The 26,475-nt window shown below is 59.2% G+C and carries 26 protein-coding genes; 13 read left to right on the forward strand and 13 right to left on the reverse strand.

What is annotated here, in order from left to right:
• The first annotated feature begins 9 nt into the window (after positions 1 to 9).
• Positions 10 to 405 carry a hypothetical protein gene (locus NMK_RS03040; protein WP_109014279.1) on the forward strand — a complete coding sequence of 132 codons (396 nt, stop codon included), beginning with the start codon at positions 10 to 12 and terminating at the stop codon, positions 403 to 405.
• Positions 406 to 539: 134 nt separating this feature from the next.
• On the opposite strand, the gene NMK_RS03045 is transcribed toward NMK_RS03040, so the two are convergent.
• Positions 540 to 719: a hypothetical protein gene (locus NMK_RS03045; RefSeq protein ID WP_109014280.1), complete on the reverse strand. Its 180-nt coding sequence runs from the start codon at positions 717 to 719 to the stop codon at positions 540 to 542.
• Positions 720 to 939: 220 nt separating this feature from the next.
• Here NMK_RS03045 and NMK_RS03050 point away from each other — a divergent pair, with 220 nt between their 5' ends.
• The gene (locus NMK_RS03050) at positions 940 to 1,812 is read left to right on the forward strand and encodes an HDOD domain-containing protein (protein WP_109014281.1); all 873 of its coding nucleotides are present in this window, start codon (positions 940 to 942) and stop codon (positions 1,810 to 1,812) included.
• A 4-nt stretch (positions 1,813 to 1,816) separates the two neighbouring features.
• On the opposite strand, the gene NMK_RS03055 is transcribed toward NMK_RS03050, so the two are convergent.
• Positions 1,817 to 2,302 carry a TspO/MBR family protein gene (locus NMK_RS03055; RefSeq protein WP_109014282.1) on the reverse strand — a complete coding sequence of 162 codons (486 nt, stop codon included), beginning with the start codon at positions 2,300 to 2,302 and terminating at the stop codon, positions 1,817 to 1,819.
• A 294-nt stretch (positions 2,303 to 2,596) separates the two neighbouring features.
• On the opposite strand from NMK_RS03055, the gene NMK_RS03060 reads away from it, so the two are divergent.
• Positions 2,597 to 2,815: a hypothetical protein gene (locus tag NMK_RS03060; protein ID WP_109014283.1), complete on the forward strand. Its 219-nt coding sequence runs from the start codon at positions 2,597 to 2,599 to the stop codon at positions 2,813 to 2,815.
• Positions 2,816 to 2,849: 34 nt separating this feature from the next.
• Here NMK_RS03060 and NMK_RS03065 read toward each other — a convergent pair whose 3' ends face one another.
• Positions 2,850 to 3,746 (reverse strand): NAD(P)/FAD-dependent oxidoreductase, encoded by an 897-nt coding sequence (locus tag NMK_RS03065; RefSeq protein WP_109014284.1) that lies wholly within the window; start codon positions 3,744 to 3,746, stop codon positions 2,850 to 2,852.
• 68 nt (positions 3,747 to 3,814) lie between these two features.
• Positions 3,815 to 4,729, reverse strand: a complete 915-nt coding sequence (locus tag NMK_RS03070) for a LysR family transcriptional regulator (protein WP_109014285.1) — start codon at positions 4,727 to 4,729, stop codon at positions 3,815 to 3,817.
• 175 nt (positions 4,730 to 4,904) lie between these two features.
• Between NMK_RS03070 and NMK_RS03075 the strand changes: the two genes are divergently transcribed.
• Genes NMK_RS03075 through NMK_RS03085 form a run of 3 tightly spaced genes read left to right on the forward strand, consistent with a single transcriptional unit; the run spans position 4,905 to position 6,818 of the window.
• Positions 4,905 to 5,285 (forward strand): sulfite exporter TauE/SafE family protein, encoded by a 381-nt coding sequence (locus tag NMK_RS03075; protein ID WP_109014286.1) that lies wholly within the window; start codon positions 4,905 to 4,907, stop codon positions 5,283 to 5,285.
• 22 nt (positions 5,286 to 5,307) lie between these two features.
• On the forward strand, positions 5,308 to 6,525 hold the full coding sequence (locus NMK_RS03080) for a molybdopterin-dependent oxidoreductase (protein ID WP_109014287.1): 1,218 nt from the start codon (positions 5,308 to 5,310) through the stop codon (positions 6,523 to 6,525).
• A gap of 2 nt (positions 6,526 to 6,527) precedes the next feature.
• Positions 6,528 to 6,818 (forward strand): c-type cytochrome, encoded by a 291-nt coding sequence (locus tag NMK_RS03085; RefSeq protein ID WP_109014288.1) that lies wholly within the window; start codon positions 6,528 to 6,530, stop codon positions 6,816 to 6,818.
• A 270-nt stretch (positions 6,819 to 7,088) separates the two neighbouring features.
• On the opposite strand, the gene cydX is transcribed toward NMK_RS03085, so the two are convergent.
• From cydX to NMK_RS03110, 5 genes are read right to left on the reverse strand one after another with little or no spacing between them, the layout of a single operon-like run.
• Entirely contained in the window at positions 7,089 to 7,184 is a 96-nt protein-coding gene (gene cydX / locus NMK_RS03090; protein WP_109014289.1) for a cytochrome bd-I oxidase subunit CydX, read from the reverse strand.
• A gap of 9 nt (positions 7,185 to 7,193) precedes the next feature.
• On the reverse strand, positions 7,194 to 8,336 hold the full coding sequence (cydB, locus tag NMK_RS03095; RefSeq protein ID WP_109014290.1) for a cytochrome d ubiquinol oxidase subunit II: 1,143 nt from the start codon (positions 8,334 to 8,336) through the stop codon (positions 7,194 to 7,196).
• 10 nt (positions 8,337 to 8,346) lie between these two features.
• Positions 8,347 to 9,897, reverse strand: a complete 1,551-nt coding sequence (locus tag NMK_RS03100) for a cytochrome ubiquinol oxidase subunit I (RefSeq protein ID WP_109014291.1) — start codon at positions 9,895 to 9,897, stop codon at positions 8,347 to 8,349.
• A 9-nt stretch (positions 9,898 to 9,906) separates the two neighbouring features.
• Complete coding sequence (gene cydP, locus NMK_RS03105; RefSeq protein ID WP_109014292.1) at positions 9,907 to 10,098, reverse strand: cytochrome oxidase putative small subunit CydP; 192 nt, start codon at positions 10,096 to 10,098, stop codon at positions 9,907 to 9,909.
• Between the two features lies 1 nt (position 10,099).
• Positions 10,100 to 10,441 (reverse strand): ArsR/SmtB family transcription factor, encoded by a 342-nt coding sequence (locus tag NMK_RS03110; RefSeq protein ID WP_109014395.1) that lies wholly within the window; start codon positions 10,439 to 10,441, stop codon positions 10,100 to 10,102.
• Positions 10,442 to 10,557: 116 nt separating this feature from the next.
• Here NMK_RS03110 and NMK_RS03115 point away from each other — a divergent pair, with 116 nt between their 5' ends.
• The 7 genes from NMK_RS03115 to NMK_RS03145 all read left to right on the forward strand — a co-directional run bounded on the left by NMK_RS03115 (position 10,558) and on the right by NMK_RS03145 (position 19,788).
• The gene (locus NMK_RS03115) at positions 10,558 to 11,583 is read left to right on the forward strand and encodes an efflux RND transporter periplasmic adaptor subunit (protein ID WP_181376150.1); all 1,026 of its coding nucleotides are present in this window, start codon (positions 10,558 to 10,560) and stop codon (positions 11,581 to 11,583) included.
• Entirely contained in the window at positions 11,580 to 14,762 is a 3,183-nt protein-coding gene (locus NMK_RS03120; protein ID WP_109014294.1) for an efflux RND transporter permease subunit, read from the forward strand. The genes NMK_RS03115 and NMK_RS03120 overlap by 4 nt, the downstream gene beginning before the upstream one ends.
• An 11-nt stretch (positions 14,763 to 14,773) precedes the next feature.
• Complete coding sequence (locus tag NMK_RS03125; protein WP_109014295.1) at positions 14,774 to 14,983, forward strand: YgaP family membrane protein; 210 nt, start codon at positions 14,774 to 14,776, stop codon at positions 14,981 to 14,983.
• Positions 14,984 to 14,987: 4 nt separating this feature from the next.
• Positions 14,988 to 16,373, forward strand: coding sequence for a TolC family outer membrane protein (locus NMK_RS03130; RefSeq protein WP_109014296.1), 1,386 nt, complete (start codon positions 14,988 to 14,990; stop codon positions 16,371 to 16,373).
• An 80-nt stretch (positions 16,374 to 16,453) separates the two neighbouring features.
• The gene (locus NMK_RS03135; RefSeq protein ID WP_109014297.1) at positions 16,454 to 17,725 is read left to right on the forward strand and encodes an NAD(P)/FAD-dependent oxidoreductase; all 1,272 of its coding nucleotides are present in this window, start codon (positions 16,454 to 16,456) and stop codon (positions 17,723 to 17,725) included.
• A 110-nt stretch (positions 17,726 to 17,835) separates the two neighbouring features.
• Complete coding sequence (gene ccoG / locus NMK_RS03140; protein WP_109014298.1) at positions 17,836 to 19,284, forward strand: cytochrome c oxidase accessory protein CcoG; 1,449 nt, start codon at positions 17,836 to 17,838, stop codon at positions 19,282 to 19,284.
• Between the two features lie 216 nt (positions 19,285 to 19,500).
• Positions 19,501 to 19,788, forward strand: a complete 288-nt coding sequence (locus tag NMK_RS03145; RefSeq protein ID WP_109014299.1) for a PsiF family protein — start codon at positions 19,501 to 19,503, stop codon at positions 19,786 to 19,788.
• 80 nt (positions 19,789 to 19,868) lie between these two features.
• Here the strand turns inward: NMK_RS03145 and NMK_RS03150 are convergent, their stop codons facing one another.
• From NMK_RS03150 to NMK_RS03165, 4 genes are all read right to left on the reverse strand, one after another.
• The gene (locus tag NMK_RS03150; protein ID WP_109014300.1) at positions 19,869 to 20,753 is read right to left on the reverse strand and encodes an arginase; all 885 of its coding nucleotides are present in this window, start codon (positions 20,751 to 20,753) and stop codon (positions 19,869 to 19,871) included.
• A gap of 77 nt (positions 20,754 to 20,830) precedes the next feature.
• Complete coding sequence (locus NMK_RS03155; protein ID WP_109014301.1) at positions 20,831 to 23,920, reverse strand: efflux RND transporter permease subunit; 3,090 nt, start codon at positions 23,918 to 23,920, stop codon at positions 20,831 to 20,833.
• Between the two features lie 12 nt (positions 23,921 to 23,932).
• A complete protein-coding gene (locus tag NMK_RS03160; RefSeq protein WP_109014302.1) occupies positions 23,933 to 25,045 on the reverse strand; it encodes an efflux RND transporter periplasmic adaptor subunit in 1,113 nt (370 codons plus the stop codon).
• Entirely contained in the window at positions 25,042 to 26,475 is a 1,434-nt protein-coding gene (locus NMK_RS03165; protein ID WP_109014303.1) for an efflux transporter outer membrane subunit, read from the reverse strand. The genes NMK_RS03160 and NMK_RS03165 overlap by 4 nt, the downstream gene beginning before the upstream one ends.

Below are 26,475 nucleotides of genomic sequence, written 5' to 3' on the forward strand. Positions count from 1 at the left end.
GAGCAAGTTATGGAAACGCGTATTTTGACGGCCGAGTCGCAACGGAAAACCGCACAGCGATTTAACATCCTATCGATGATCGCGATCACGCTGATGCCAATCTTTCCGTTGCTGTTGATCTGGATCGCCGGTTCCATCCTCGTTTATGCGTCCAGCGCGCATCATCCCAATCCCATCATCCGTAACTACATTCGGTTCGGCGGCTATCGGTTTTACGGGCTGATCGGTGCGGTGCTAGTGATTCTGACCTATACCAACGAGCTGAAAAAATTGTTCGGCGGGGCTTTCCACATGTGGCTGGTCATTTGGATGGTCAGCTTTCTGGTCGTCGTGCCGCTGGGATTGCGCGACGTAATCAGGGCGGGGAGGGAGCGTTGGCAGGATATGACGGTCGAGGCAAATTAAGCGAGCAGCACAGCTTATTGAAACCGGTTTACTGAAGAAATTGCTGGTAGCGGTATTGCGGATAGAAAATCTTGACGTGTAAAACAAAAGAGCCCGGATTTAGACCGGGCTCTTTTGTTTAATGAATGCAGTATTTAGTGGCTAGACGCGTTTTGATTTTGCGAGGTTATGCCTTTGAAGCGCTCTGCGACCTCGGCAGCTTGCCTGGATTCGTCCGACCAGAACGTCAGGATGTTTTCGACGGCAGGATGCACGACGACCTCGTCTTCCTCAAGAGGGGATTCCTGTTCGGTATCAAGGTATTCCATGGTCATGATGTTTTCCTTTGTGCGGTCAAATAAAAGGACCAAACCATCCTGAATTAATTATTGGCGGAATTCAAATCGCTGTCAATGCCCGAAAGCCGCCCAATTCCTCAAATCTTATGTAGTCCACCACTTACGGACGACCTAATATTAGAGTAAAGTGATAAAACTGAAACCGTATTGCAGATATATTTTAATTGATTTCCAGTGAGATGACTTGATTTTGAATATGCACTCGATCAATCAGGGGACATTTCATCCTCGAGAGCTGAGCGACCAGGATATCGAATCCGTGGTCAATACGATTGATATCCCGGCTTGCCCGACGATCGTGACCGAAGTTCTGAAGGAATCCCAGCGCGAATCGCCGGATATTCAGAAAATCTCGAAGTGGATTTCCAGCGATGTTTCCCTGGCCGCCGCCACCCTGAAACTGGCCAATTCCCCCTTGTTCCGGGCAGGGGTAGCAATTTCCAATATCCGTACTGCGTTGGAAAGGCTGGGCATGCGCAATGTGGTATGCGTGGTGATTGCTGCCGCGCTTCGCAACAGCATGCACAAGATTGCGCCCAGCTTCATCGAGGAGTTTTGGGATAGAACGGCCGCATTGGCGACGGCGGCGGGCATGATTGCTAAGCGGCAATACGGCGTCTCGCCCGATATCGCCTATACCTATGCCTTGTTCCACGATATCGGCATCCCGCTCATGATGAAGCGTTTTTCCGATTACGAGCAGTTGCTGAACCGATGCCGCGAAACCGGCCAACTGCTATACACGGCGGAAAACGATTTCTATCCGTGCACGCATCCGGTCATCGGTTATTTGCTCACGCGCGGATGGGGGTTGCCAGCCGTCGTCGGGCAGGCGATTCGTTTCCACCACGATCCCGAGGTCTACGACCTGCCCGAAACAATCATTTCAAGCGGCGCAACATCCCTGGTCGCCATTGCCCATATCGCCGAGTACATCATCAATACTTCCGAATCGCATGTCGATGTGGAAGTCGGTGATGAGATGTATCAACGTGCGCTCGTCCATTTCGGCGTCGACGTGGAAGACCTAGAACAGTTCCGCGAGGATTTGCTGGCGGCCATGCGCTAGGGCATCAATTCAGCAGCAGGATGGCCCCATTCAACGAGGCTGCATAGAGCACCCATAACAGGTAGGGCAGCAACAGGAATGAAACCCATCTGTCCACGTTCCAGCAATGTTGCACAAGGGCGCCGACCAGTCCGGCTATGATCAGGATATCGGTCAGCGCCCACGGTAGCTGGTGCAAGCCGAAGAACAGCCACGACCATAGTCCGTTCGCCATCAGCTGCGCCAGCCAAAGACAGATCGCAGTACTGTCACGACTTCTGAATACACGCCATCCAACAATCGCAATCATCAGGTATAGCAAGCTCCACACCGGCGGAAACACGCTATTGGGCGGCGTCCAAGCCGGCTTTTGCAGGGCTTCGTACCAATCCCCCGGCTGGAAATGAATACCGGTAGCGGCCGTTGCCGCTACCAGCGCTACGGCCAGGACCAATAGCAGCAGGGACAGGGATTTTGACGTGGCTGTGGTCGAAATATCATTGCGTGACATACCGCTAGGCTCCATGAAAACGAATCGAAACGGTGCACCGACTGCTTGTGTCTGCACAAATCCTGGTTGATTGCCGTCCAGAACTGTTTTGCATTGGCATGGTCACATGCACCAATCCTATGAAAAAATTCAATGGATTTAGTTTCATAGCGATTGCATTGAAAGATTCGAGTAAGCATTGGAGCGTATCTTGCTTATTCATTAATGGAAATCTTAATAAAACCTTCATTCAACTTTATTAAGATGTTGCCGTTAATTGCACAAGATTAAAAACCCAACAAAAGGATGAGATTGATGTCTTCAGATTCAGAAGTTTATAGTTCGACCCGTAGTAGCCATAAGTACGCTGCACCGCTGGCCCACAAGAACAGCTGCAAGTATTGCCACGGCATGATCGCGGACGGTTTGCTGCACGAGGAATGCAAGAGCGATTTCGAGTGGGAACAAAAGATGAAGCAGTTCAATGCGCACTGGCGTCCCGCTGAATACGCCGATTACATGGAATGCCTGTAATCCTCGCAAGTAGCAGAAGCTGTAGTCACTGAAGTTATTTCCAGGCGCGTCCAAGCGCCAAATGAATGGAAGCGGCGGCCTTGGCCCCGTTACCTATCGCAACGCTGATCTGGTTGAGTCCTTGCGACACATCCCCGACAGCATAAAGCCCCTCGATGTTGGTCATCTGGTGTGCGTCGGTTTGAATATAACCGTCGTCATCCAGGTCCGCATCCTGGGCCAATTCCGAATGTACTCGCATCCCCAGCGCGCTGTAGACCGAATCGCAGCGGCTTTCATTTTCCCCGCAACGTAGCACCACGTCGCCGTTCCATTGGCGAATGCTGTCTACCGGATGTTCGACGATTTCGATACCGGCCTCCTGCAAGGCGAGTCGGTGTTCTGCGCTTAAATCAAAAGGCTGGGTGAAGAACAGCTTCAGGCGGTGGGTGAAATTGCGCAGGTAAAGGGCTTCCCTGATGCCGTGGGCGTTATCGGTCAACACGCCCACCATTTGTCCAATCACCTCGTATCCGTCGCATACCGGGCAATAACGCAAGGCTCCGCAGCGCACCGCGTCCATGAAGTAGGGCATGGGCGGTTCGATGTCGCTGGCCCCGGTCGCCAGCACCAGCTCGCGTGCAGCAATTTCTTCCCCGCTTTGCAATTCAGCACTAAATCCCTGCTCGGTCTTGCGTTGGGAAACGATACGACCGCTTTGGAAGCCGACCCCGTAATGCGCCGCCTGCTTGCGTATTGCCGCGACCAGTTCGGCCCCCATTACGCCTTCGGGATAGCCGGGCATGTTGTGCGAACGCGGGATTTTGACGGCACGGCTGTTTCCGTCGTCGACGACTAGGACGTTGCGCCGAAACCGCGCTAGATAAAGCGCCGTGGTCAATCCGGACGGACCGCCGCCAACGATAAGGACGTCATACTGCGAAAGCGCCATTGGGGCTCACCTGGAGTAAAACCACCAGTCTATCTGTCCAACTTGTGGGCTAATGTCGGCTGGCGAGCCTAAGCTTGCGGTGAAGGGCGTTGCAGGAAATCCAGGAATTTCCGCATGCCCGGCGTGATGTGCTTGTGCTGCTGCAACAGGATGTTGAACTGTCGCTGCAATCGCCCCAGTTCGGTATTCAGTTCCAACAGCTGGCCGTTGACGAGCCTGTCCTTGACTGCCCAGCGCGATAGGCAAGCGATGCCGAGCCCGGCCATGGCGGCGTGCTTGATGGCTTCGTGGTCGTTGAATTCCAGTGTGCTCTTGATATGTCCCAGCTTGGGCAGCAGCCTTTGTTCCAGCGCTTCTCGCGTACCTGAACCGGTTTCGCGCAACAGCCAGTTGGCTTGGGCCAGACGTTCGAGCGGGATGCGTCCATCTTTTGCGGCCTCGATGACGGGATGGTCGGGGGCCGCAACGATGACCAACTCGTCGTCCAGCCAGGCTTCGCTCCGGATCGTCGGGCGATTGCACAAGCCTTCCACCAGTCCGATATCCACATCGTAGTTTTCCACCCGGCCGGCAATATCGCTCGTGCTCGCCACCACGACCTTAAGCGGCGGGGTCGTTTCATGGATGTCGAAGCCCTGATTGCGCAAGAAATCGGCCAGCAAATCGGGCAGCAAATAATTACCGATAGTCAGACTGGCACCGATTCGCAGCTGGCAAGGGGCGTTGCCGTGGCACAGCAGTTCCAGGCTCTCCGCGTTGCTCAGCAGATCCATGGCTTGCGGCAGGATCGCGCGCCCGTGGTCGTTCAGCAGCAGGCGTTTTCCCACGCGGTCGAACAACTCCAGGCCGAGGCTTTGCTCCAGTTCCTTGACGGCGGCACTCACGGCGGATTGCGACAAGCTGATCTGCTCTGCGGCGGCCGTGGTGCTGCCGCTGCGTGCGATAGCGGTGAATATCTGGAGTTGCCGAAGCGTTAGTCGCATGGTGGAAGTCTCTATATCGAATTAATCGATAGATATCACAAAAAGTATTCGTTTGATAAGTAGTTTTCCGAGTTTTAAAGTGCTGTCCCATGATGAATCGTGGGCCTCGAACGATGGGCGTAGTCCATCACGAAAAGCACCGGCCTCGGCTGTTAACTTGAAAAGGATGCCTGACATGACAACACCTTATCTCCTGATACTGCTCGTGATCGGCCTGGGTGCCGGCGTTTCGTCGGGCATCTTCGGTATCGGCGGCGGCATTCTCATCGTTCCCGCCTTGATGTACTGGGCCAAGTTCAGCCAGCACGCCGCCGTGGGAACCAGCCTGGCGATCCTGCTGCCCCCGGTGGGACTAGCTGCCGTGACGGAGTACTACCGCAGCGGCAACGTCGATCTCAAGGTCGCCGGCATCGTCGCGGCCGGGGTGCTAGTGGGCGGATGGCTGGGGGCCAGTATCGCAAACCAGCTGAACGGACATACGCTTAAGCTGGTGTTCGGGTTGTTCGTGCTCTTGATGGGAGCCTACCTGACTGCCAGTGCCGCGCGAGCTATATAACGAGAACTCAAAGAGGAGAATCATGCTAACGAGAAGAAAGTTTTTGAAAGGCGCCGCCGATTTGTTGCTGGTAGGTGCCGGTGCAAGCCTTGTGCCGCGTTGGGTTGCTGCCACCGAACTGCCTGCCGGTACCATCGCTGCCTCCCTGCTGGAAAGCCTCCCTGGCAAGCGACCGCTGATCAAACGCACTTACCGGCCGATCAATTATGAAACGCCCATCGAGTATTTTTCCAGCGTGATCACCCCCAATGATGCCTTTTTCGTGCGCTGGCATTTGAGCCAGATTCCGGAGATCGAGGATCGTGCATGGCGTCTGGATATTGGCGGGGAGGGCGTCCGGCAGGGAATGACGCTAACATTAGATCAGCTCAAGTACGAATTCGAGGCGGCTGAAATCACAGCTGTTTGCCAATGTGCAGGCAATCGTCGCGGTCTTTCCAATCCCCACGTGCCCGGCGTGCAGTGGGAAAAGGGCGCCATGGGCAATGCGGTATGGAAAGGCGTGCGGCTCAAGGACGTGCTGGCGCGGATCGGCCTCGATGCAAAAACCGTCGAGATCGAATTCAACGGCGCCGATACCCCGGCTTATGAAAAAACACCCGATTTCGTCAAAAGCCTGCCGCTGGACAAGGCTTTGCACGAAGACACGTTGATCGCCTACGAAATGAACGGCGCACCCTTGCCTCATCTCAACGGCGGACCGGTGCGGATGGTCGTGCCAGGTTGGGCGGCGACCTATTGGGTGAAGAAAGTCGTTTCTATCGCGGCCCTGACCCGGCCTGCCAAGTCGTTCTGGATGAGCCCGGCCTACCGCATCCCCAGGGATATGTTCCCCGGTGTGCGTTTTACCTCGCAAGAAAAGGAGGGTGATGCCACAACGCCGGTCACGGAGTTGGTCGTCAACACCTTGATCGTCAACCTCAAGGACGGCCAAAAGTTAGCCCGAGGAGAGACGGTCACGGCGCAGGGCATTGCCTGGGATAGCGGCAATGGCATCGCTCGCGTCGAAGTGTCGCAGGACGGCGGGCGGCAATGGCAGCTTGCTCAGCTCGGTACCGACCACGGCCGCTACTCGTTCCGGCAATGGACCTTTGCCTGGAAACCCGAAGCGGCGGGGACGCACAGCCTATCGGTGCGAGCGACCAATAACGCCGGCCATACCCAACCGTTGGAACCGCAGTTCAATCCCGCCGGTTATCATAACAACGCCGTGCAGCGCATCACCGTGGAGGTGGTTTAATCATGACCAAGAAGACTGTTTGGATGGGACTGTTGGCCGTTGCAGTATCCGGTACGGCCTGGGCGGAGGAAGATCAGATTGAACTCAAGCCCGGCATCGGGCGGGAGCAGGTGATGGCGAATTGCGTTATGTGTCACAGCCTGGACATGATCCAGATCAATTCGCCGTTCATGAAAAAGGAAAAATGGGCGGCGACCGTGAACAAGATGCGGAATGTCATGGGTGCGCCCATCAGCGACGAGGACGCCGTACTGATCGTCGATTACCTGACGCGGCAATACGGCGTCGACTAGGGCGTGTTCACACTAAATTCGCGAATGCGACGGGGGCGGTTTGAGATGCCATCCGCGAAGCAAGACGCGTGGTTGTGCCGCTCACAACAAGCGGCTTGCGACAAAGGAGGGCGCTCAAACGGCCCCCGTCCCGGAGGGTTGTTTCAGGAAAGTGCGTCTGCTGCGTTGCAAAGCTTGCGAATGGAATAACCATTCGCTGCGCTCCACGCCTTGCATCCATCGCTTTCCTGAAACAACGCATACGTGAATTTAGTGTGAACACGCCCTAGCTTATTCCTCGGGCATGTCCGCTTCCAGCCACATCACGTTGATGATGCCGAAAGCAAGTGCGAGTCCGACGCCGAGAATCCAGGTGAAATACCACATGAAAGGCTCCTAGTAAGCGGTGTGCGTGTTGTCTTGGATGGTTTTTTCCGTGATCTTGCCCCGTAGCACGCGATACACCCAGGAGGTGTAGAGCAAGATGATCGGCAGGAAGACCACGGTGACGATGAACATGATCCCCAGGGTTTTCTTGCTGGAAACCGCGTCCCACACGGTCAAACTGCTATTGGGATCGGTCGCCGAAGGCATGATGAAGGGGAACATGGAAACGCCGGCGGTGAGGATGATGCCGGCCAGTGCGAGCGAACTGAATACGAAGGCCGGAATCTGGCGCCCGATGCGGGCCAGTTGCAAGGCGAAGGCAATGCCCAGGAAGCCCAGCGCGGGTGCAATCAATGTCAAAGGTTGGCTGCGGTAATTGCCCAGCCACGCGCCGGCGGCTTTCTCCACCGTCTTGGCTAAAGGATTGAATACGCTGTTAGCGTCAGGCATCGACACGATGCGATACCCCTCGATGCCAACCGACAGCCAAACCCCGGCCAGTGCAAAGCTCGCGGCGCAGACCATTCCGGCCAGCAAGGTGGCGCGCCGGGCGCGTTGCTGCACCACGCCGTCCGTCTTCAATTGCAGGTAAATCCCGCCGTGCATCATCAGCATGGACAGGCTCACGACGCCGCACAACAGCGCGAATGGATTGAGCAGCGCCCAGAAGCTGCCGGTGTAGAAGGCACGCAGCGTGTCGTCGAAGTGGAAAGGCAAACCTTGCAGCAGATTGCCGAACGCCACGCCGAACACCAGCGCAGGCACTGCGCCGCCCACGAACAAGCCCCAATCCCAGGTATTGCGCCAGATCGGGCTGGCAAGCTTGCTGCGATAGTCGAAACCGACCGGACGGAAAAACAACGCGAACAACACCAGCAACAGCGCGACATACAGTCCGGAAAACGCCGCCGCATAGACGAACGGCCAGGCGGCGAAAATGGCACCGCCCGCGGTGATCAGCCAGGTCTGGTTGCCTTCCCAGGTGGCGCCCACGCTGTTGATGATGATGCGGCGCTCGTCGTCGGTCTTGCCCAGAAAGGGCAGCCAGGCGGTCACGCCCATATCGAAGCCGTCGGTGATGGCGAAGCCGATCAGCAGCACGCCGATGAACGCCCACCAGGCCAGTTTCAGGGTTTCATAGTCGAATGTCATGACGTTCTCCTCAGGCGGCCTGCTCGAAGTGGTATTTGCCGGTGTGCAAGCTGGACGGCCCGAGGCGCGCATACTTGAACATCAGGTAAAGCTCGGTGACGAGCAGCAGCGTATAGAAGCCGATGAAGCCCGCGAGGCTGAATTTCAGGTCGCCGGTGGACAGCGACGAGCTGGATAGTTGGGTTGGTAGGATGCCCGAGATCGTCCACGGCTGGCGTCCGTACTCCGCCACGAACCAGCCCAGTTCGGCCGCCAGCCAGGGTAGCGGTATCGCGAACACGGCCAGTTTCAGCAGCCAGGTCTGCTGGTCGATCTTGCGGCGGATAGTGAAGTAGAACGCACTCGCGAAAATGAACAGGAACAGGAAGCCCAGGCCCACCATCATGCGGAAGGTCCAGAACAGCGGGAATACGCGCGGAATGGTGTCCTTGGCGGCTTGCTGGATCTGCGCTTCGGTGGCGTCGGTGACGTTGGGCGTGTATTTCTTGAGCAACAGCCCATAGCCCAGGTGCGTCTTGTACTGGTCGAACGCGGCCTGGGCAGTGCGGTCGCCCGGCTTGAGCTTGACCAGCGCGCCGTAAGCCAGCATGCCGTCGCGGATGCGCTGCTCGTTTTCCTTGCGAATATCGCTCAAGCCGGTGACCGGCTCATCGATGGAACGCGTCGCGATCAGGCCCAGCGCAAAAGGAATCTTTACCGCGTAATCGGTGCGCTCCTCCTCCTGGTTGGGCAGGCCGATCAGCGTGAACGCCGCTGGCGGCGGTTCGGTGTGCCATTCCGCTTCGATGGCGGCGAGCTTCACCTTTTGCACTTCGCCCGTGGTGTAGCCCGATTCGTCGCCGAGAATAATGACCGACAGCACGGACGCCAGGCCGAAGCCCGAGGCCACGGCGATGGAGCGCAGCGCAAAGCCGATATCGCGTTTCTTGAGCAGATACCAGCTCGAAATCCCCAGCACGAACATCGAGGCCGTCACATAGCCTGCGGCCACCGTATGCACGAACTTGACCTGCGCCACCGGGTTGAACAATAGCGCGGCGAAATCCGTCATTTCCATGCGCATGGTTTCCATGTTGAACGCCGCTCCCACCGGGTTCTGCATCCAGCCGTTGGCGATCAAAATCCACATGGCAGAAAGATTGGAGCCGAGCGCGACCAAAAACGTCGTCAGCAGGTGTTTTTCCTTGGAAAGCTTGTCCCAGCCGAAGAAGAACAGGCCCACGAAGGTCGATTCGAGGAAGAACGCCATCAGGCCTTCGATGGCGAGCGGCGCGCCGAAAATGTCGCCCACATAGTGCGAGTAATAGGCCCAGTTGGTGCCGAACTGGAATTCCATGGTGATGCCGGTGGTCACGCCCATGGCGAAGTTGATGCCGAACAGCTTGCCCCAGAACTTGGTCATGTCCTTGTAGACCTGCTTGCCGGTCATGACGTAGACGGATTCCATAATGACCAGGATCCACGACAGGCCGAGCGTCAGCGGCACGAACAAAAAGTGATACAGCGCAGTCGCCCCGAATTGCAGGCGGGAGAGGTCGACGACCTCGGGGGAGGGCAGCATGAAGGCTCCTTATTTCTTGTTCAGCAACATTCGGGCGGTATTTTCCGCGCTTGCGTCCTTGGGCATGGGGTGTGAGAACCACAGCGCCCAAATCCCGACCATCAAGATGAGTTTCACGACGAGCAGCACCGCGATATCGCGCTTGAGCGATGTCCGATTCTTGAGGCTGGAAATGGCTCGCTGCCAGAACGCAGTGCGCATCTTAACGCTTCGGTGCGGTAAATAACATTTGAATGTCGGCTTCGGAGGCCATTTTCTGGCCGATCTGTCCGCATACGAGGTCGCACAGGTCGTAAATGCTGGGGTCTGCGATGCGGTAGAACACGTTGTTGCCCCGGCTGTCGCGCTTGACCAGGCCGATTTTCGACAGCATGGAAAGATGCTTGGAAACGTTGGCTTGCGTGCAGCCGGTGGCGCCCGTTAAGTCGCCCACGTTCATTTCACCGTCGCGCAGCGCGTTCAACAGCTTGAGCCGGGTGGGTTCGGCGAGTGCCTTGAAATAGTCCGCTACGTAGGTCAACGCGCGGTCGTCCATTTTGGTCATGGTTTCACCAAAGGTTTTCACGAGAGTTTGAATGATATCAGAATTTATTTATTGACCATATAACCAATTAGTAATACAGTTAATTAACAAACGCTGATATGAGATGCACTCATCGTATGAAAACATTAATTCAGATATTCAGCCTCTTGCTGGCCGTTAGCTCGGCCATTGCAGCACCGTTGGCAACGGCGCCGGTTGCGTCATCCGGCAGCAACGGAACTTATACGGCCGAAGGCGTGGTGGAAGCCGTGAAGAGCAGCCTGATCGCGGCACAAGTCACGGGCAGTGTGACAGCGCTCACGGTCAAGGCCGGCGATACGGTCAAGGCCGGCCAGCTGCTGGCCCGCATCGACACGCGCCTCGCAGCACAGCAGGTCGCGACCAACCAGGCCCAGGTCGTAGCGGCCCAAGCCCAGCTGGCCGCGGCACGCAAGGAATACGAACGCAAGCAGCGTCTTTACGATAAACAGTACATCAGCCAGGCCGCACTGGAGCGTGCCGAAGCCGATTTCAAGGCGGCACAGGCCCAAACACAAGCCCAGACGGCCCAAAGCGGCATGGCCAGCGTGCAAACCGGGCTCCATGCGATCTATGCGCCGTATTCCGGCGTCATCGCCGAAGTCATGACCGAGGTGGGTAACATGGCGATGCCCGACAAACCCTTGATCGCCATGTACGAACCCCGCGCCATGCGCGTCGTCGCCAATGTGCCGCAGAGTGTCGTGGCCAAGCTCAAGCAGCAAGCGGATATCCAGGTCGAAATCCCGGGCGCGGTGCAAGGCAGGATGGCGAGCCGAGAGCTCACGGTGCTGCCCATGGCCGATGCCGTGAGCCATGTGGTGCAAGTGCGCATCGGCTTGCCCGGAACGGTTTCCGGCCTCAAGCCGGGTATGTTCAGCCGCGCCGCGCTGCCGATGACGGAGTCCGATGCCGACGGCAAGCTCTCTATTCCGGCTTCGGCCGTGCTCCGCCGCAGCGAATTGAATGCCGTCTACGTGGTGGACAAGCAGGGCCGGCCGCAGCTGCGGCAAGTGCGCCTCGGCCGCCAGCTAGGAGATCGAATGGAAGTCCTGGCCGGCGTCGAGGCAGGCGAACAAGTGGCGCTTGATCCTATCGCGGCCGCCAAGGCGGTGCAGCCATGACGCCACCCCGTCTCGGTATTGCCGGCCGGATTGCCGGATTTTTCCTCGAGGCCCGCATTACCCCGCTGATCGCGCTGGTTGCCTTGCTACTCGGCCTGTTCGCCATGTTCGTGACGCCGCGCGAGGAAGAGCCGCAAATCAATGTCACCATGGCCAACGTGCTGATCCCGTTTCCCGGCGCATCGGCCAAGGACGTCGAACAAATGGTGGCGGTACCCGCCGAGCAGGTGCTGGCGGAGATCGCCGATATCGAGCATGTGACTTCCGTTTCCCGCCCCGGTATGGCCGTGGTGACGGTGCAGTTCAAGGTGGGCGTGCCGCGCACCGAAGCCCTTGTGCGGCTCTACAACACCATTCAATCCAACGCCGATTGGCTGCCGAAAAACCTAGGCGTGGGCGACCCCATCGTCAAGCCCAAGGGCATCGACGACGTACCGATTATTACCGTCACGCTGATTGCCAAAAACCAGCAGCAGGGCGCCTTCGAACTCGAACGCGTGGCGCATGCGCTGGAGGCTGAGATCAAGCACATCGAAGGCACGCGCGAGGTGCAGACGCTGGGCGGCCCGGGCAGGGCGGTCAATATCGATCTCGACCCCAATCGCATGAATGCGGCGGGCGTGACAGTCGGCGACGTGCGGCGTGCGCTGCAATCGGCCAATGCCGGTGCCCCTCTGGGCGAAACCGTCAACACCAACCGCAGCATCAGCGTTGAGGCGGGGCACTACCTCGTCAGCGCCGACGACGTGGCGGAACTGGTGATCGGCGTGCATGACGGCCGCCCGGTGTTTCTGCAGGACGTGGCAGCGGTTCGCGACGGTCCTCCGCCGGCAGAGAAATATGTCTGGTACGGCGACGGCAAGTCGAGCCACGAATACCCGGCTGTTACCTTGAGCGTGACCAAGAAGCCGGGGCAGAACGCAGTCGCAGTCGCCGACGACGTCATTCAGCAGATCGAACAACTGCGCAACGTGCTCATCCCCGGCGATATCAGCCTGCAAATCACGCGCAACTACGGCGAGACCGCCAACGACAAGGCCACAAAACTCATCCAAAAGTTAATCTTCGCCACCTCGGCAGTGATCCTGCTGGTCTTACTGGCCTTGGGCCGGCGCGAGGCGGCTATCGTCGGCACGGCGGTCATTCTGACGCTCACGGCCACGCTGTTCGCCTCCTGGGCTTGGGGCTTCACCATCAACCGGGTGTCGCTTTTCGCGCTGATTTTCTCTATCGGCATCCTGGTGGACGACGCCATCGTGGTGGTCGAGAACATCCATCGCCACATGAAACTCCATCCCGAAGCCGCTCTGCGTGAAATCATTCCCGCGGCGGTGGATGAAGTCGGCGGCCCGACCATCCTCGCCACGCTGACCGTGATCGCCGCACTGCTACCCATGGCCTTCGTATCGGGGTTGATGGGCCCCTACATGAGCCCGATCCCGATCAACGCCAGCATGGGCATGGTGATCTCGCTCGCCGTGGCCTTTATCGTCACGCCGTGGCTGTCGCGCCTGTGGCTCCGCCGTACGGCGCATGCCGCGGAGCCGGTCGCCAAGGTGGCACCAGTCATCTCGCAGCTGTTCGCGCCATTCCTCGACGACAGGCGAGGTGCTGCCAACCGGTTCAAGCTGGGACTGCTGGTCGTAGCGCTGATCGCCGTGTCGCTGGTCCTGCCGGTATTCAAGCTGGTCGTGCTCAAGATGCTGCCGTTCGACAACAAGTCGGAATTCCAGGTGGTGGTCGATATGCCGGCCGGCACGCCGCCCGAAAAGACGGCCAGCGTGCTGCACGCCATGACGGCGTATCTCATGACCGTGCCGGAAGTGACTAATTATCAGGCTTACGTCGGCTTGTCCGCGCCCATCAATTTCAACGGCCTGGTGCGCCAGTATTACCTGCGCAGCGGCGGCGAGGTGGGCGACATCCAGGTTAACCTTGTGGATAAGCACCACCGCAGCGAGCAAAGCCACGGCATCGCAAGCCGCGTGCGACCGGAGTTGCAGAAAATAGCCGCCCAGCTCGGCGCCAAGGTCAAGGTGGTGGAAGTGCCGCCCGGACCGCCCGTGCTATCGCCCATCGTGGCCGAGGTGTACGGGCCGGACGACGCCCATCGCAATGCTTTGGCCCATCGCATTCATCAAGTTTTCGACACTACGAATGGCATCGTCGATACCGACGAAAGCCCGATCGCGAACGCCCCCAAGCTGGAATTGGTCGTGGACCGCAAGAAGGCCGCGCTGCTCGGCGTGGCGCAGGCCGATATTGTGGCTACCCTCAGAGCCGGACTCGGCGGCGAGGATGTGACCTATCTGCACGACGCCAGCAAATACCCGGCGCCGACCCGGCTGCGCCTACCGGCCTCCAGTATGGGCAATGCGGAAGCCTTGCTGTCCCTGCCGGTGCGTGCCGTCAACGGTCAATTGGTGCCGGTGCGCGAGTTGGTGCAGCCAGTTGCCGATACCCGCGAGCAGCCGATTTATCACAAGGATTTGCTGCCGGTGAGCTATGTCGTCGGCGATATGGCAGGGCACGTGGATAGCCCGCTCTACGGCATGTTCGGCATGCGCTCGGCGCTGGGTAAACTGGAAATCCCCGGCGGCGGTGTGCTGGGCGAATACTTCATCCGCCAGCCGGGCGACAGCCAGCGCAATTTCGCCATCAAGTGGGACGGCGAATGGCAGGTGACCTACGAAACCTTCCGCGACATGGGCGCGGCCTACGGCGTCGGCCTCATCCTGATTTATTTGCTGGTCGTGGCGCAGTTCGGTTCCTATCTCACGCCGCTCATCATCATGGCGCCGATTCCGCTCACCATCATCGGCGTCATGCCGGGCCACGCCTTATTGGGCGCGCAATTCACCGCGACTTCGATGATCGGCATGATCGCGCTGGCCGGCATCATCGTTCGCAACTCCATCCTGCTTGTCGATTTCATCAACCTGGAGGTCGCGCAGGGTAAGCCGTTCAAGGAGGCCGTGGTCAATTCGGCCATCACCCGTGCCCAGCCCATTTTGCTGACGGCGCTGTCGGCCATGCTGGGCGCGCTGTTCATCCTGGACGACCCGATTTTCAACGGCCTCGCCATTTCGCTCATCTTCGGCATCCTGGTCTCGACCCTGCTCACGCTGGTCGTGATCCCCTTGCTGTATTTCGTCGCTTATCGACGCCAATTCGCTTAAGGAGAATATCCATGACTTCCTGGAAAACCGTACGCATCATCGCCGGCACGCTGATCCTGCTAAGCCTCTTGCTGGGCGTGCCCGAAAGCCCGCTGTTCGTGAGCCGCGCCTGGCTGTGGTTTACCGCCTTCATCGGCGCCAACCTGCTGCAAAGCGGCTTTACCAACTGGTGCCTGATGGAAAGTCTTTTGCGCAAGCTGGGCGTCAAGGGCGGTTGTTGAGAAGATGAACGCCAAACCCCTTCACGGCTGGGTCGCGGCAGCGCTGTTGGCCCTGGCTGGCCAGGCGCAGGCTGTCGACCTGCTGGAATCGTGGAACGCCGCGCGCAACGTCGACCCTGTTTTCGGCGCGGCGCGGGCCGGTGTCGACGTGGGACACAGCAAAACCGCGCAGGCCAGGGCGCTGGGCTTGCCTCAAGTGAGCTTGCAGGCCGGGGCGGGCGGCATCAACAGCTACAACAAGATCAACCACGCGCAATTTTCGGCCCCCGGCATGGGCGCGGCGGACAGCGCCTCGTTTACCACCAAGACCGATCTGGGCGTGGACGTGCGCTTGAACGTTACCCTGACCCAATCCGTGCTCGACGCCGAACGCAGCACCACGCAACGCCAGCTCGCCAAGCAGGCGCAACTCGCCGAGGTGCAGTATTCGGCGGAAGAACAACAGCTCATGCTGCGCGTCGCCAAGGCTTATCTCGACGTGCTGCTGGCAGAAGATGCACTGGATGCCATCCAGCGGCAGAGCCGGGCCGTGAACGAAGCCCTGGATAGCGCGAAAGAGCGCTTCAAGGAAGGCGACGTAGCGGTGATCGACGTGCGCGAGGCCCAGGCTCGTGCCGATGCGCTGGATTCGCAAAAGCTGGAGGCCGAGAGCAACCTGCAATTGGCACAGGCGGCATTGGCGGATATCAGCGGTTTGAACGGGCAGCTTTCACGCTTGCCCGAAGCGGCCGACCTGCAACGCTTTAATGCCGGGGATCTTAATGACTGTGTAGAACGCGCCAAGCGCAGCAGCCTGGCGCTGCAAATGCAGGAAATCCGCCAGGGCATCGCCACCGACGAAATCGAAAAACACCGCAACGCCCATGCGCCGGTGCTCAACCTGGTCGCCCAGGCCGGAGGCGAGGAACTGCGCGGCCTCGGCGGCGGCGCGGATTCCGGCCTGATCAATCATGCGGTCAGCGTCGGCATGCAACTCACCATTCCGCTCTTTACCGGCGGCCTTCGCGACGCCAAATACAGCGAAGCCATGGCACTGGCAGAACAGTCGCGCCAGGAGTCCGAGGCCGTCCGCATCCGTGCGGCACAAGCGGCACGGACCGCCTGGAACGGCGTCAACGTAGGACAAGCCCGCATCAAGGCGCTGGAGCAAGCCTTGCAATCGGCACAAACCCGGCTGGACGCTACCGGACTCGGCAAGGAAGTCGGCGACCGCACCACGCTGGACGTGCTCAACGCCGTGCAGGAAGCCGCCGAAACACGCAAGGAGCTCAACCGCGCCAAGTACCAGCTGCTGCTTTCCTACCTCAGCCTGGCGGCCAGCGCGGGCGAGCTGGGCGAGAAGCAGCTGACTGAAGTCAACGCCGTGCTTGCGGAGGCGGAAAAGTATTAAAGCGTGATGATGTATTAAAAAAATTCTAAAACAACAAGAGCTTGGCCTGAGCCAGCCGTTTAACCAAGAGGAGAACTGCTGTGGCACATATCGTAGTGTTGGGAGCGGGCATCGGTGGCATGCCTGCAGCGTATGAACTCAAGGCCAAGCTGGGGGCACAACATCAGGTGACCGTGGTGAGCGCCGTGGATTATTTCCAGTTCGTGCCGTCCAATCCCTGGGTGGCGGTAGGCTGGACCAAGCGCGAGAAAATCACTTTTCCGGTACGGCCATTCCTGGAGAAAAAAGGCATCGGGTTCATCGGCAGCCCGGTGTCGCGTATCGAGGCCGAGGCCAATACAGTGCATCTTGCCAACGGCGATGCCCTGCATTACGACTACCTGGTCATCACGACCGGGCCGCGGCTGGCTTTCGAAGAAGTGCCCGGAGCCGGTCCTACCGACGGCTTTACCCAGTCCATCTGCTCGGTAGACCACGCCGAACATACCTGGGAGGCTTACCAGCGTTTCCTTGACGACCCCGGTCCCGTCATCATCGGTGCCATGCCCGGCGCCAGTTGCTTCGGCCCGGCCTACGAATTCACCTTTATCCTCAACCGCGATTTGCGCAAGCGTCGTTTGCGCAAGAAAGTGCCCATTACCTACGTCACCAGCGAGCCGTACATCGGCCATCTCGGGCTGGGCGGCGTGGGCGATTCCAAGGGCATGATGGAGTCGGAATTCCGCAACAACGACATCAAGTGGATCACCAATGCCCGCGTGACCAAAGTAGAGCCGGGCAAGATGTTCGCGACCGAAGTGGACATGGCGGGCAATCCGGTCAAGGAACACGAACTGCCCTACAAATTCTCCATGATGCTGCCGTCGTTCAAGGGCGTGGATGCCGTGGCCAAGGTGGAAGGGCTATGCAACCCGCGCGGATTCGTGCTGATCGACGAGCATCAGCGCAGCCCCAAATATCCCAATATTTTTGCAGCCGGCGTGTGCGTGGCGATTCCGCCCGTGGAAGCGACACCGGTGCCGACCGGAGCACCCAAGACCGGCTACATGATCGAGACCATGGTGACGGCCATCGTCGACAACATTTGCGCCGATATCGCGGGAGAAAAAGGCACTGCCAAGGGCTCGTGGAACGCCATTTGCCTCGCGGACATGGGCGATAGCGGCGCCGCTTTCGTGGCGCTGCCGCAGATTCCGCCGCGCAACGCCAACTGGATGCGCAAGGGCAAGTGGGTGCACTATGCAAAGATCGCGTTCGAGAAATATTTCATGTACAAAATGAAATCCGGCTCGCCCGAACCGATCTTCGAAAAATACGTGCTCCGAGCCATGGGGATCGAGCGTCTCGATTGAAGGAGGGCGCGGGGTTGCTGCATCGAACAAAGTCAGACAATTGCCTCCTGTATTAGTATCGATTGATATAAAATGAGTTCTATATTTTGTAAATTACCGAGGGGGCAGTCATGACGAATACCACGGTCGAAGACGACAACGAGCCGCTGTTGTACCAAAAGCGCATTCCGATCTATACGCGTACGGTCAAAGGCAGGTTTCGCAACTTCAAGACGGGGATTTTACTGCTCGCTTACAGCATTTATTTCCTGCTGCCGTGGATTCCCTGGCAACGCCATAGCGGCTCGCATCAGGCGATTTTGTTCGACCTGGTATCGCGCCGTTTCTTCATCTTCGACATTGTGGTCTACCCGCAGGATATCTTCATGTTGTCGCTGCTGCTGTTCATCGCAGCGACTTTCCTGTTTTTCGCCACCGGATTGGTCGGTCGGGCCTGGTGCGGCTATTTCTGCTTCCAGACGCTTTGGACCGACGCCTTCATGCTCATCGAGCACATCATCCAGGGCGAGCGTCCGGCCCGCATGAAGCTCGCCAAGCAGCCGTGGAATATAGAGAAAATCCTTAAGGTGGGCGGCGCGCGCTTCCTCATGCTGCTGCTCTCGTTCTGGACCGGCTTTACCTTCGTGGCTTATTTCAACCACACGCCGGAATTCCTGTTCCGCTTTTTCTCGGGCGATTCAGTCTCCACGGCCTATTTCTCGGTCGCTGCACTCACCGTCAGCACCTTTATCGCCGGTGCCCTGGCCCGCGAGCAGGTTTGCATCTACATGTGTCCTTACGCCCGTTTCCAGAGCGTGATGTACGAAACCGACACCCTGGTGCCGAGCTATAACGCCAAGCGCGGGGAGGGCAGTGCCGGTCGTCTTGCCCCCAAGGCGGGTGCCAAGACGCTGGAGGAGCGCCACGAGAAAGGTCATGGCGATTGCGTGGATTGCGGCTTCTGCGTCCAGGTGTGTCCCACGGGCGTGGATATCCGCAAAGGCTTGCAGTACCAGTGCATCTCCTGCGGGCTGTGCATCGACGCCTGCAATACCATCATGGATTCGCTGGGCTGGGAGCGCGGGCTGATTCGCTACGATTCCGAGGGTAATCTCAACCAGGAAAAACCTGGCAAGCCGCACCTCAACTTCATGCGCCTCAAGGTGTTGGGCTATCTGGGCGCGCTGGGTTTGATGGTGGGCATGCTGGTCTATATCTACACCTCGCGTACCGATTACGAGGTACGTATTTTCCAGGTGCGCCAGCCGCTCTACGTCAAGCTTTCCGATGAAACCGTGCGCAATCGCTACGACGTCCATATCGTCAACAAGACGCAGAAGGACGAGTCCTACCTGATCAAGGCCGACGGCGTGCCCGAGAGCGCCATCAAGATCGACACAGTGACCAACCCGGTCACGGTTGTGGCTGGCAAGGACGTACGTTTCCCGGTCAAGGTGGACTTGAACGAAGACCTGGCCGAGCACACCAAGGGCTTCCGTTTCGTCATCGTGCCGGTGTCCGAGCCGGACAAGAAAGCCGAACGTTCGGTCAGTTTCGATTCCGAAAAAGAACACCATTAATCCCGGTGCACAGCCTGCGGCTTCATGCGCAGGCTGTGCAATTTTTTGCCTGTTCTTTTTTCCTATATCCGCTCAAGCGCTTAAGTAAGTTTTCCACAGCATCATCCACGAGTTTTGTGGATGAATCCTTAACCCTTCCTGTAAGCTTGGTGTAATGTTATCGGCTTAGGATGACAGAGCAGTCCCACAATTCAATAGCATGAGAGGAGATCGAAGATGAAGAAATTGCTAGCTGTGTTGGCCCTGGCCTGTGTTGCCGCAGCGCCCGTTTACGCCGGCACTCAACAAGACAAGATGAAGACCTGCAACGCCGATGCCGGCAAGAAGGCGCTCAAGGGCGACGAACGCAAGGCATTCATGAAGGACTGCCTGTCCGCCAAGAAGGAAGAAGCCGGCAACTCCCAGCAAAACAAGATGAAGACCTGCAACGCCGATGCGACCAGCAAGGCATTGAAGGGCGACGACCGCAAGAAGTTCATGAAGGATTGCTTGTCCGCCAAGTAATACACGATTGCCCGGCCTCTTGCCGGAAATGGAAAAGCCTCTTGCTGTCACGGCAAGAGGCTTTTTTACGCCTGTAATGTTCAGGCCGTGACGATGGCGCGGCAGAGCTGCCGGATGCTGTGTGCCGTAATGAAATGGCGGTCCAGCCAGGGGTTGTATTCGACGATCTCCAGCGCCAGCAGTTTTTCATCGTCATGCACCTCGCTCAAGGCCGCCACCACCTCGTTGAGTCGTAATCCGCCTGAAACCGGCGTACCCACCCCAGGAGCGCTCAAAGGGTCGATAGCATCAATATCCAGGCTGATGCCGTAGCCCTGCGTCGCGGCACATACATGCTTGCGTGCTTCGTCGAACACCGCCTGCATGCCGCGTTGCTGGACTTCCTCCATCAAATACACCCGGACGCCCTGTTGCCGGAGAAAAGCCGCTTCCTCGCTCTCGTAGCTACGAACGCCGATGAGGCATACATCCTCCGGACGCAGTTTATGTTCGGGCACCGCAATGCGGGTGAAACAAGGCTCGCCTTCACCCAGCAGGCAGGCGAGCGGCATGCCGTGAATGTTGTGCGTTGGGCTGGTCGCAAAGGTGTGGCTGTCCATGTGAGCGTCGATCCAGATCAGGCCCAGCCGTGCCGAATGACCGAGGTAACGCTTCACGCCCGACCAGGTGCCGATGGCACAGGAATGGTCGCCGCCGAGTACCAGCGGGCGGTCGCCTTCCATCAGATGACGATAAGTGAGTTCGGCTAGTTCGGCGGCGATGCGCGCGACCGCCCGGATTTTGTCCTGGGGATGGTCGCCGAGACTGATTTCCTCATCCCATCGCAGCACATGTTCAGCATCCCCGATGCCGCCCAGCATGCCCAGCGCCTTTAACACCCGAGGCCCGTCCTTACATGCCGGATTCCCGGCCCCGAAGCCGTTTTCTACACCGATGATGGAGGTGGGGCGGGTGTTTTTTGACATCGCGGATGGGTGCCGGCAAAGGGAATAGTGACGACAATATAGACATTTGGTCGTCACTAAAATCCCCTTAGCTTTATTTATGTTTGCGGGGCGCCTGCCATTTCTTCCTCATGCCCATGCGGCTTCGGCAGCCAGCTTTTTACCCATCGCAGCACATCGTCCACGTAGGTAAACACCACCGGCACCACCAACAGGCTGAGCATGGTCGAGGTCAGGAGGCCGCCGATCAGGGCGATGGCCATCGGGGAGCGGAAGCTGGGTTCGGCACCCAAGCCCATGGCGGTGGGCAGCATGCCGGCGCCCATGGCGATGGTGGTCATGACGATGGGGCGGGCGCGCTTGTGGCAGGCGTCGAGCAGCGCGTCGAACCGGCTGGCGCCGCGATGGCGCGCCAGGATGGCGTATTCCACGAGCAGGATCGAGTTCTTGGTGACCACGCCCATAAGCATGAGCAGTCCGATCACCGCAGGGAAGGAGAAGCTTTTTCCGGTGACCAGCAGTGCGAGGAAAGCACCGCCCATGGACAGCGGCAGGGCGGCGAGCACGGTGGCGGGCTGCATGAAATCGTGGAACAGCAAGACCAGCACACAGTAGATACAAAGCACGCCGATGAGCATGGCGGTGCCGAAACTGGCGAACAACTCGCCCTGGCGCTCGGCGCTGCCTGTGGTCTGCCGATGTACTTGCGGCGGCAGTTTTTGCAAGGTCGGCAGTTTGGCGACCTGGCGCTGTATCTCGCCCATGGCATGGCCGTTCAACTCGACTTTGAGGGTGATGTTGCGTTGGCGGTCGAGACGGTCGATTTCGCTGGCGTCGTTGCCCATGCCGATCGTGGCAATCGCCGATATCGGCACCGGGCCGTTGCGGCCGGGGACCCTCAGTTGTGCAATGGCGTCGATATCCTCGCGCACCGAGCGTTGCAACCGCACCCGGATCGGCACCTGACGCTGCGGCAGGTTAAGCTTGGGCATGGCCGTGCTGAAATCGCCGTTAGTAGCCGCGCGCACAACGGTGGCGATATCGACGGAAGTCACGCCCAGTTCGGCTGCCCTGGCGTAATCGGGGCGAATCTGCACCTCGGGACGGGGAAGACCCGCGCTGGAGGTGATATTGCCGAGGCCGGGGATGCCGCGCACTTCCTGCGCTACCTTTCGCACGGTGTCGTCCAATGCTCGGGCGTCGTCGCTGGTCAGGGTGATTTCCAGCAGTTCGTCGCCAGCTCCGGCCCCACCCACGACCACCCGAGCGCCGGGCAGGTCTGCCAACGCCTTCCGGATGTCTTTTTCCACTTCCGACTGTTTGCGGCTACGGTCGCTGCGCGGCTTGAGGATGACGTTGAGGGTCGCCTTGCGCGTATCGCTGGTCGTGGTGGTCATGATGCCGTCGGCCGCCTTGGCGGTACCGGCGGCAATGAAAGTGCGGGTGATCTCCGGGATATCTTTCAGCTTGTTCACGGCCAGTTCAGAGACTTTCAGCGTTTCGTCGAGATTGGTGCCCGGTTGCATTTCCAGCGAAACCTGCGTTTGGTCGATGTCGGCGGCAGGCACAAAGCCGGTCGGCAGTAGCGGGATCAACGCGATGGAACCGATAAAGAACGCCACCGCTGCGGCCATCGTCGTCTTGCGATGCGTCAGGCAGAAATGCACGACTTTCAGATACATCGTCATGATGCGGCTGTCGGAGGTATCCACCTCGTGCGGCTTGAGCAGGTAAGCCGCCATCATCGGCGTCAGCAGGCGGGCGACAAGCAGTGACATCAATACCGCAATCGCTGCCGTCATGCCGAACGGCTTGAAAAACTGCCCCGGCACGCCCGCCATGAAGGCCGTGGGCAGGAACACCGCGACCAGCGTAAAAGTCGTGGCGATCACCGCGAGGCCGATCTCGTCTGCGGCCTCCATCGCGGCCTGGAAAGGTGTCTTGCCCATGCGCAAATGGCGCACGATGTTTTCGATTTCCACGATCGCATCGTCCACCAGAATCCCCACCACCAAGGCCATCGCCAACAGCGTCAGCACGTTGAGGCTGAAGCCGAGGTAATGCATGGCGGCGAAGGTGGGAATCATGGATAGCGGCAGCGCCGTGGCCGAGACCAGCGTCGCCCGGATATCGCGCAGGAACCACCACACCACCAACACGGCCAGCAGCGCGCCTTCGTACAAGAGGTGCATCGACCCGATGTAGTTGTCTTCGATGGCATTCACGCCATTGAAGGCTTCGTCGATCTTGACGGTCGGATGTTCTTGCGAAAACCTGGCAATCGCCTCGCGCACGCCGCTGGCCGTGCTGACCTCGCTGGCACCCTTGATGCGGGTGATGTTGAATGCGATTACCGGTTTGCCGTCGAGCCGGGCATAACTGGCGCGCTCGGCGATACCGTCCTTGATGTGGGCGACCTGGTCCAGCCGCACGGACTTTCCGCTGCTTAAAGGCACACTAATGGCAGCGATTTCAGCCGGCGAGCCAACCGCGCCCAAGGTGCGCATCGATTGCACGTTGCCGCCGATATCGCCGCGTCCGCCGGAAGCGTCTTTTTGCATGCCCTTGAGCGCGTTTGAGACATCGGAGACCGTCACGCCTAAACCGTTCATGAGTGCCGGGTCGAGATCGACCTGCACCTCGCGACTCACGCCGCCGATGCGGGTGACGCTGCCCACGCCTTTCACCGCCAGCATGGCGCGGGCGATGTCGTTGTCGATGAACCACGAGAGCTCCTGCTCGTCCATGCCGTCGCCCTGCACCACGTAGGTAAGGATCGCGCTGCCGGTCGTGGTGACGCGCGAAACCACCGGCGGATTCATGTCGGCGGGAAGTTCTGGTCGCACGCTGTCCACCGCGTTGCGCACGTCGTTGAGCGCCTCGTTGCTGTCTTTCTCAATTTCAAAAGTGATGTTGATATTGACCGAGCCATCGGTAATCACAGTTTGCACGTGCTTCACCTGGCCCAGGCTGGCGAGCTTGTCCTCGATCTTGCGGGCGACGTCGGTTTCCAGCTGGCTGGGTGCCGCGCCTTCCAGCGTGGCGCTGACCGTCACGGTAGGGAAGGTGATATCGGGGAAATTCTGGATGGGCAGGGCGCGCAAGCCCAGCAGGCCCAGCACGCACAGCATGGCGAACAAGAGCAGCGCCGGGACGGGATGGCGGATGGAAAGCGCGGAAAAATTCATGAAGAATGGTCCTTACTGCTTAGCGTTCTGCAACTGGTCCGGTACTACGTTCACGCGGTCGCCCTGGTTGAGAAAGGCGCCGCCAGTGGCCGCCACGCGAGCTTGCGGCGACAAGCCACTAACGATTTCCACGCGGTCGCCTTCGCGCCGTCTGGTTTTCACCTGGCGTTGGTCGATGAGGTCCCCCTGACCGATCTCGAATACGTAGTTCATGCCGTCGCGCAGTACCACGGCCGAAATCGGCAGCGTGAGTGCCTCGCGCTGGCCGAGTTCGAGACGACCTTCGGCATACATGCCTGCCTTGGCCGGGCTGCCGTGGGGCAGATCGACATAGACCAGGGCGGTTCGCGTATCTGCGCTCAAGGTCGGCGCCACCATGCGCACCTTGCCTGAGACTTCGCCGCCTTGCGGTAGCATTACCACGGCTTTCTGGCCGGCCTGCACGCCGCCCAACTGCGGCGCAGCCACTTCGGCACGCCATTCCAGGCGGTTCTGCCGCACCATCTTGAACAACTCCGTGCCTGCGTTAACCACCGTGCCTACCGATGCGGTGCGGGACGAAATCACGCCATCGTCCGGCGCCAGGATATGTGTGCGATTGAGGTCGATCCGGGCGCTTTCCAGCGCGGCCTGGGCTGAAGCCAGGTTAGCCTGAGCGGTTTCCTCGGCGATCAGGTATTCCTGGATTTTCTGCTCCGACAAAGCGCCGCTGCTGCTCACGACGCGAGCCCGTTCTGCATCGGATTTGGCTTGGGCGAGGCTGGCCTTGGCCTGAGCAACGGCGGCTTCCTGTTTGTGCACATTGGCCGTCACGCTTTCCTGGGACAAGGTGGCAAGCTCTTGCCCGCGTTTGACCTGGCTGCCGACGTCGACCAGTACCTGCGCGATGCGCAAACCGCCGATCTCAGTGCTGACGATGCTTTCCTGCCAGGCCGCAATCGCACCTTGCGCCGGTACGGTTTGCGGCCATAGCACTCTCAATGGGGTTACAGCAGTAACGCTCAAGCTGGCCGGGCGCACGTTGGAAACCGGTGCCGGCGCCTGCTTGTGGCTGAGCAAAATCTTGCCGCCCACGGCCAAGGCCGCGACAACGGCGACGAGGATGATCTTGTACTGGGTTTTCATTGTTGCTTCGCTTCCTTGGAAGAGCTTGTTGTACCTGTTGTAGTAGGGGCTGGCACGGCTTGCCAATCGCCGCCGAAGGCCTTGTACAGCGCGATCCAGTCGTTCACCTGGTCGCGTTTCAGGGTAATGACGTTGAGGTCGGCCGAAATCGCGGAGCGACGTGCAGTTTCCAGATCAAGCAGGTTCATCCCGCCGGATTTCCATAGTTGCTCGGAGGCAGTGAGATAAGCACGATAGTTGGCGGCGGCGGTGCGAGCGTCCTGTTCGCGTTGGCTGGCACTTTCAAGCCGCACCAAGGCTTGCTCGGTTTCTTCCACCGCGCTTCGCACCGTTTGCTTGTAAGTGGCGAGCGCTTGGTCGTACCGAGCGCGTGCCGCCTCGGCATTGGCGCGACGCTTTCCGGCATCGAACAAGGGCGCGGTCAGTGATGGACCGAACGACCAAGTGGTTGCCGAAGCGCCGCCTGTGGCCGTTGCGGTAATCGTGCCCAGCAGCGACAAACGCGGGTAGCGGTCGGCTTCGGCGCTACCGATATCGGCATAGGCGGCAGCCAGGGTTCGTTCTGCGATGCTGACATCCGGCCGCTGGCTGATTTGGGCTGCGGGCAGGTCGGTGACGGCAAAACCTGCAGGTGCAGGGATATCGGCTTTGCCGCTATTCAGCTTTGCCCTCAAAGCGGTCTCATCCAGGCCTGTCAGTGCCACCAGAGATTTCACGGTGAGATCGCAGCTTTCCTGCTGGGCCGTCAGCGTCGCAGAGGTCGAGGCTAGCGTGGCGCGTGCCAGATTGGCATCGGCAGGGGCATTGAAGCCTGCATTGGTCAGGGTTTCGGTCAATCGTACCGTGGCCTGCTGCGAAACCAGTTCAGCCTGATACGCCGCAACCTGCTGCTGGCAAGCGCGATAGCTTACGTAATCTGTCGCGACTTCTGCTGCCAACGAGACGCGGGCGTTGTGCCAATCGCCTTCTCGCGCTTCAGCCTTGGCCTGGGCGGATTCGGTGGCGTAGCGCACGGCACCGAAAATATCGATTTCCCAGCTTGCATCCAATGCTGCGGAGCGGGTTGTGGCTGCCGGCGTGTGTTGCAGGCTGTTGGAGGAATTGCGGATATCCGAAGCATTTCCGGTCAATGCGGGCAAACCGGCAGCCTTGCTGCTGGTAATGGCGGCGCGGGCCTCGCGGATAGCTGCGGCGGCTTTCTCCAGGCTGGGATGGTCGTGTTCGGCCGCTTGCAGCAAGTCGGTCAAGGTCGCGTCGTCGAACTGGCTCCACCAGTGGACGAGGTCGGCCGTATTGCCGGCATGGGGCAGGGCAGCTTGCCAATGCTGTGGCGTAGCTGGAGTTGGAGCTTGATACGCCGGCACCAGACTGCAAGCGGTTGGCAGTGCAGCCATGGTCAGCAGGGAAATCATTCGAAGTCGGAGACTCAT

The sequence above is a fragment of the Novimethylophilus kurashikiensis genome (assembly GCF_003112435.1).
GTDB classification, from domain to species: Bacteria; Pseudomonadota; Gammaproteobacteria; order Burkholderiales; family Methylophilaceae; genus Novimethylophilus; species Novimethylophilus kurashikiensis.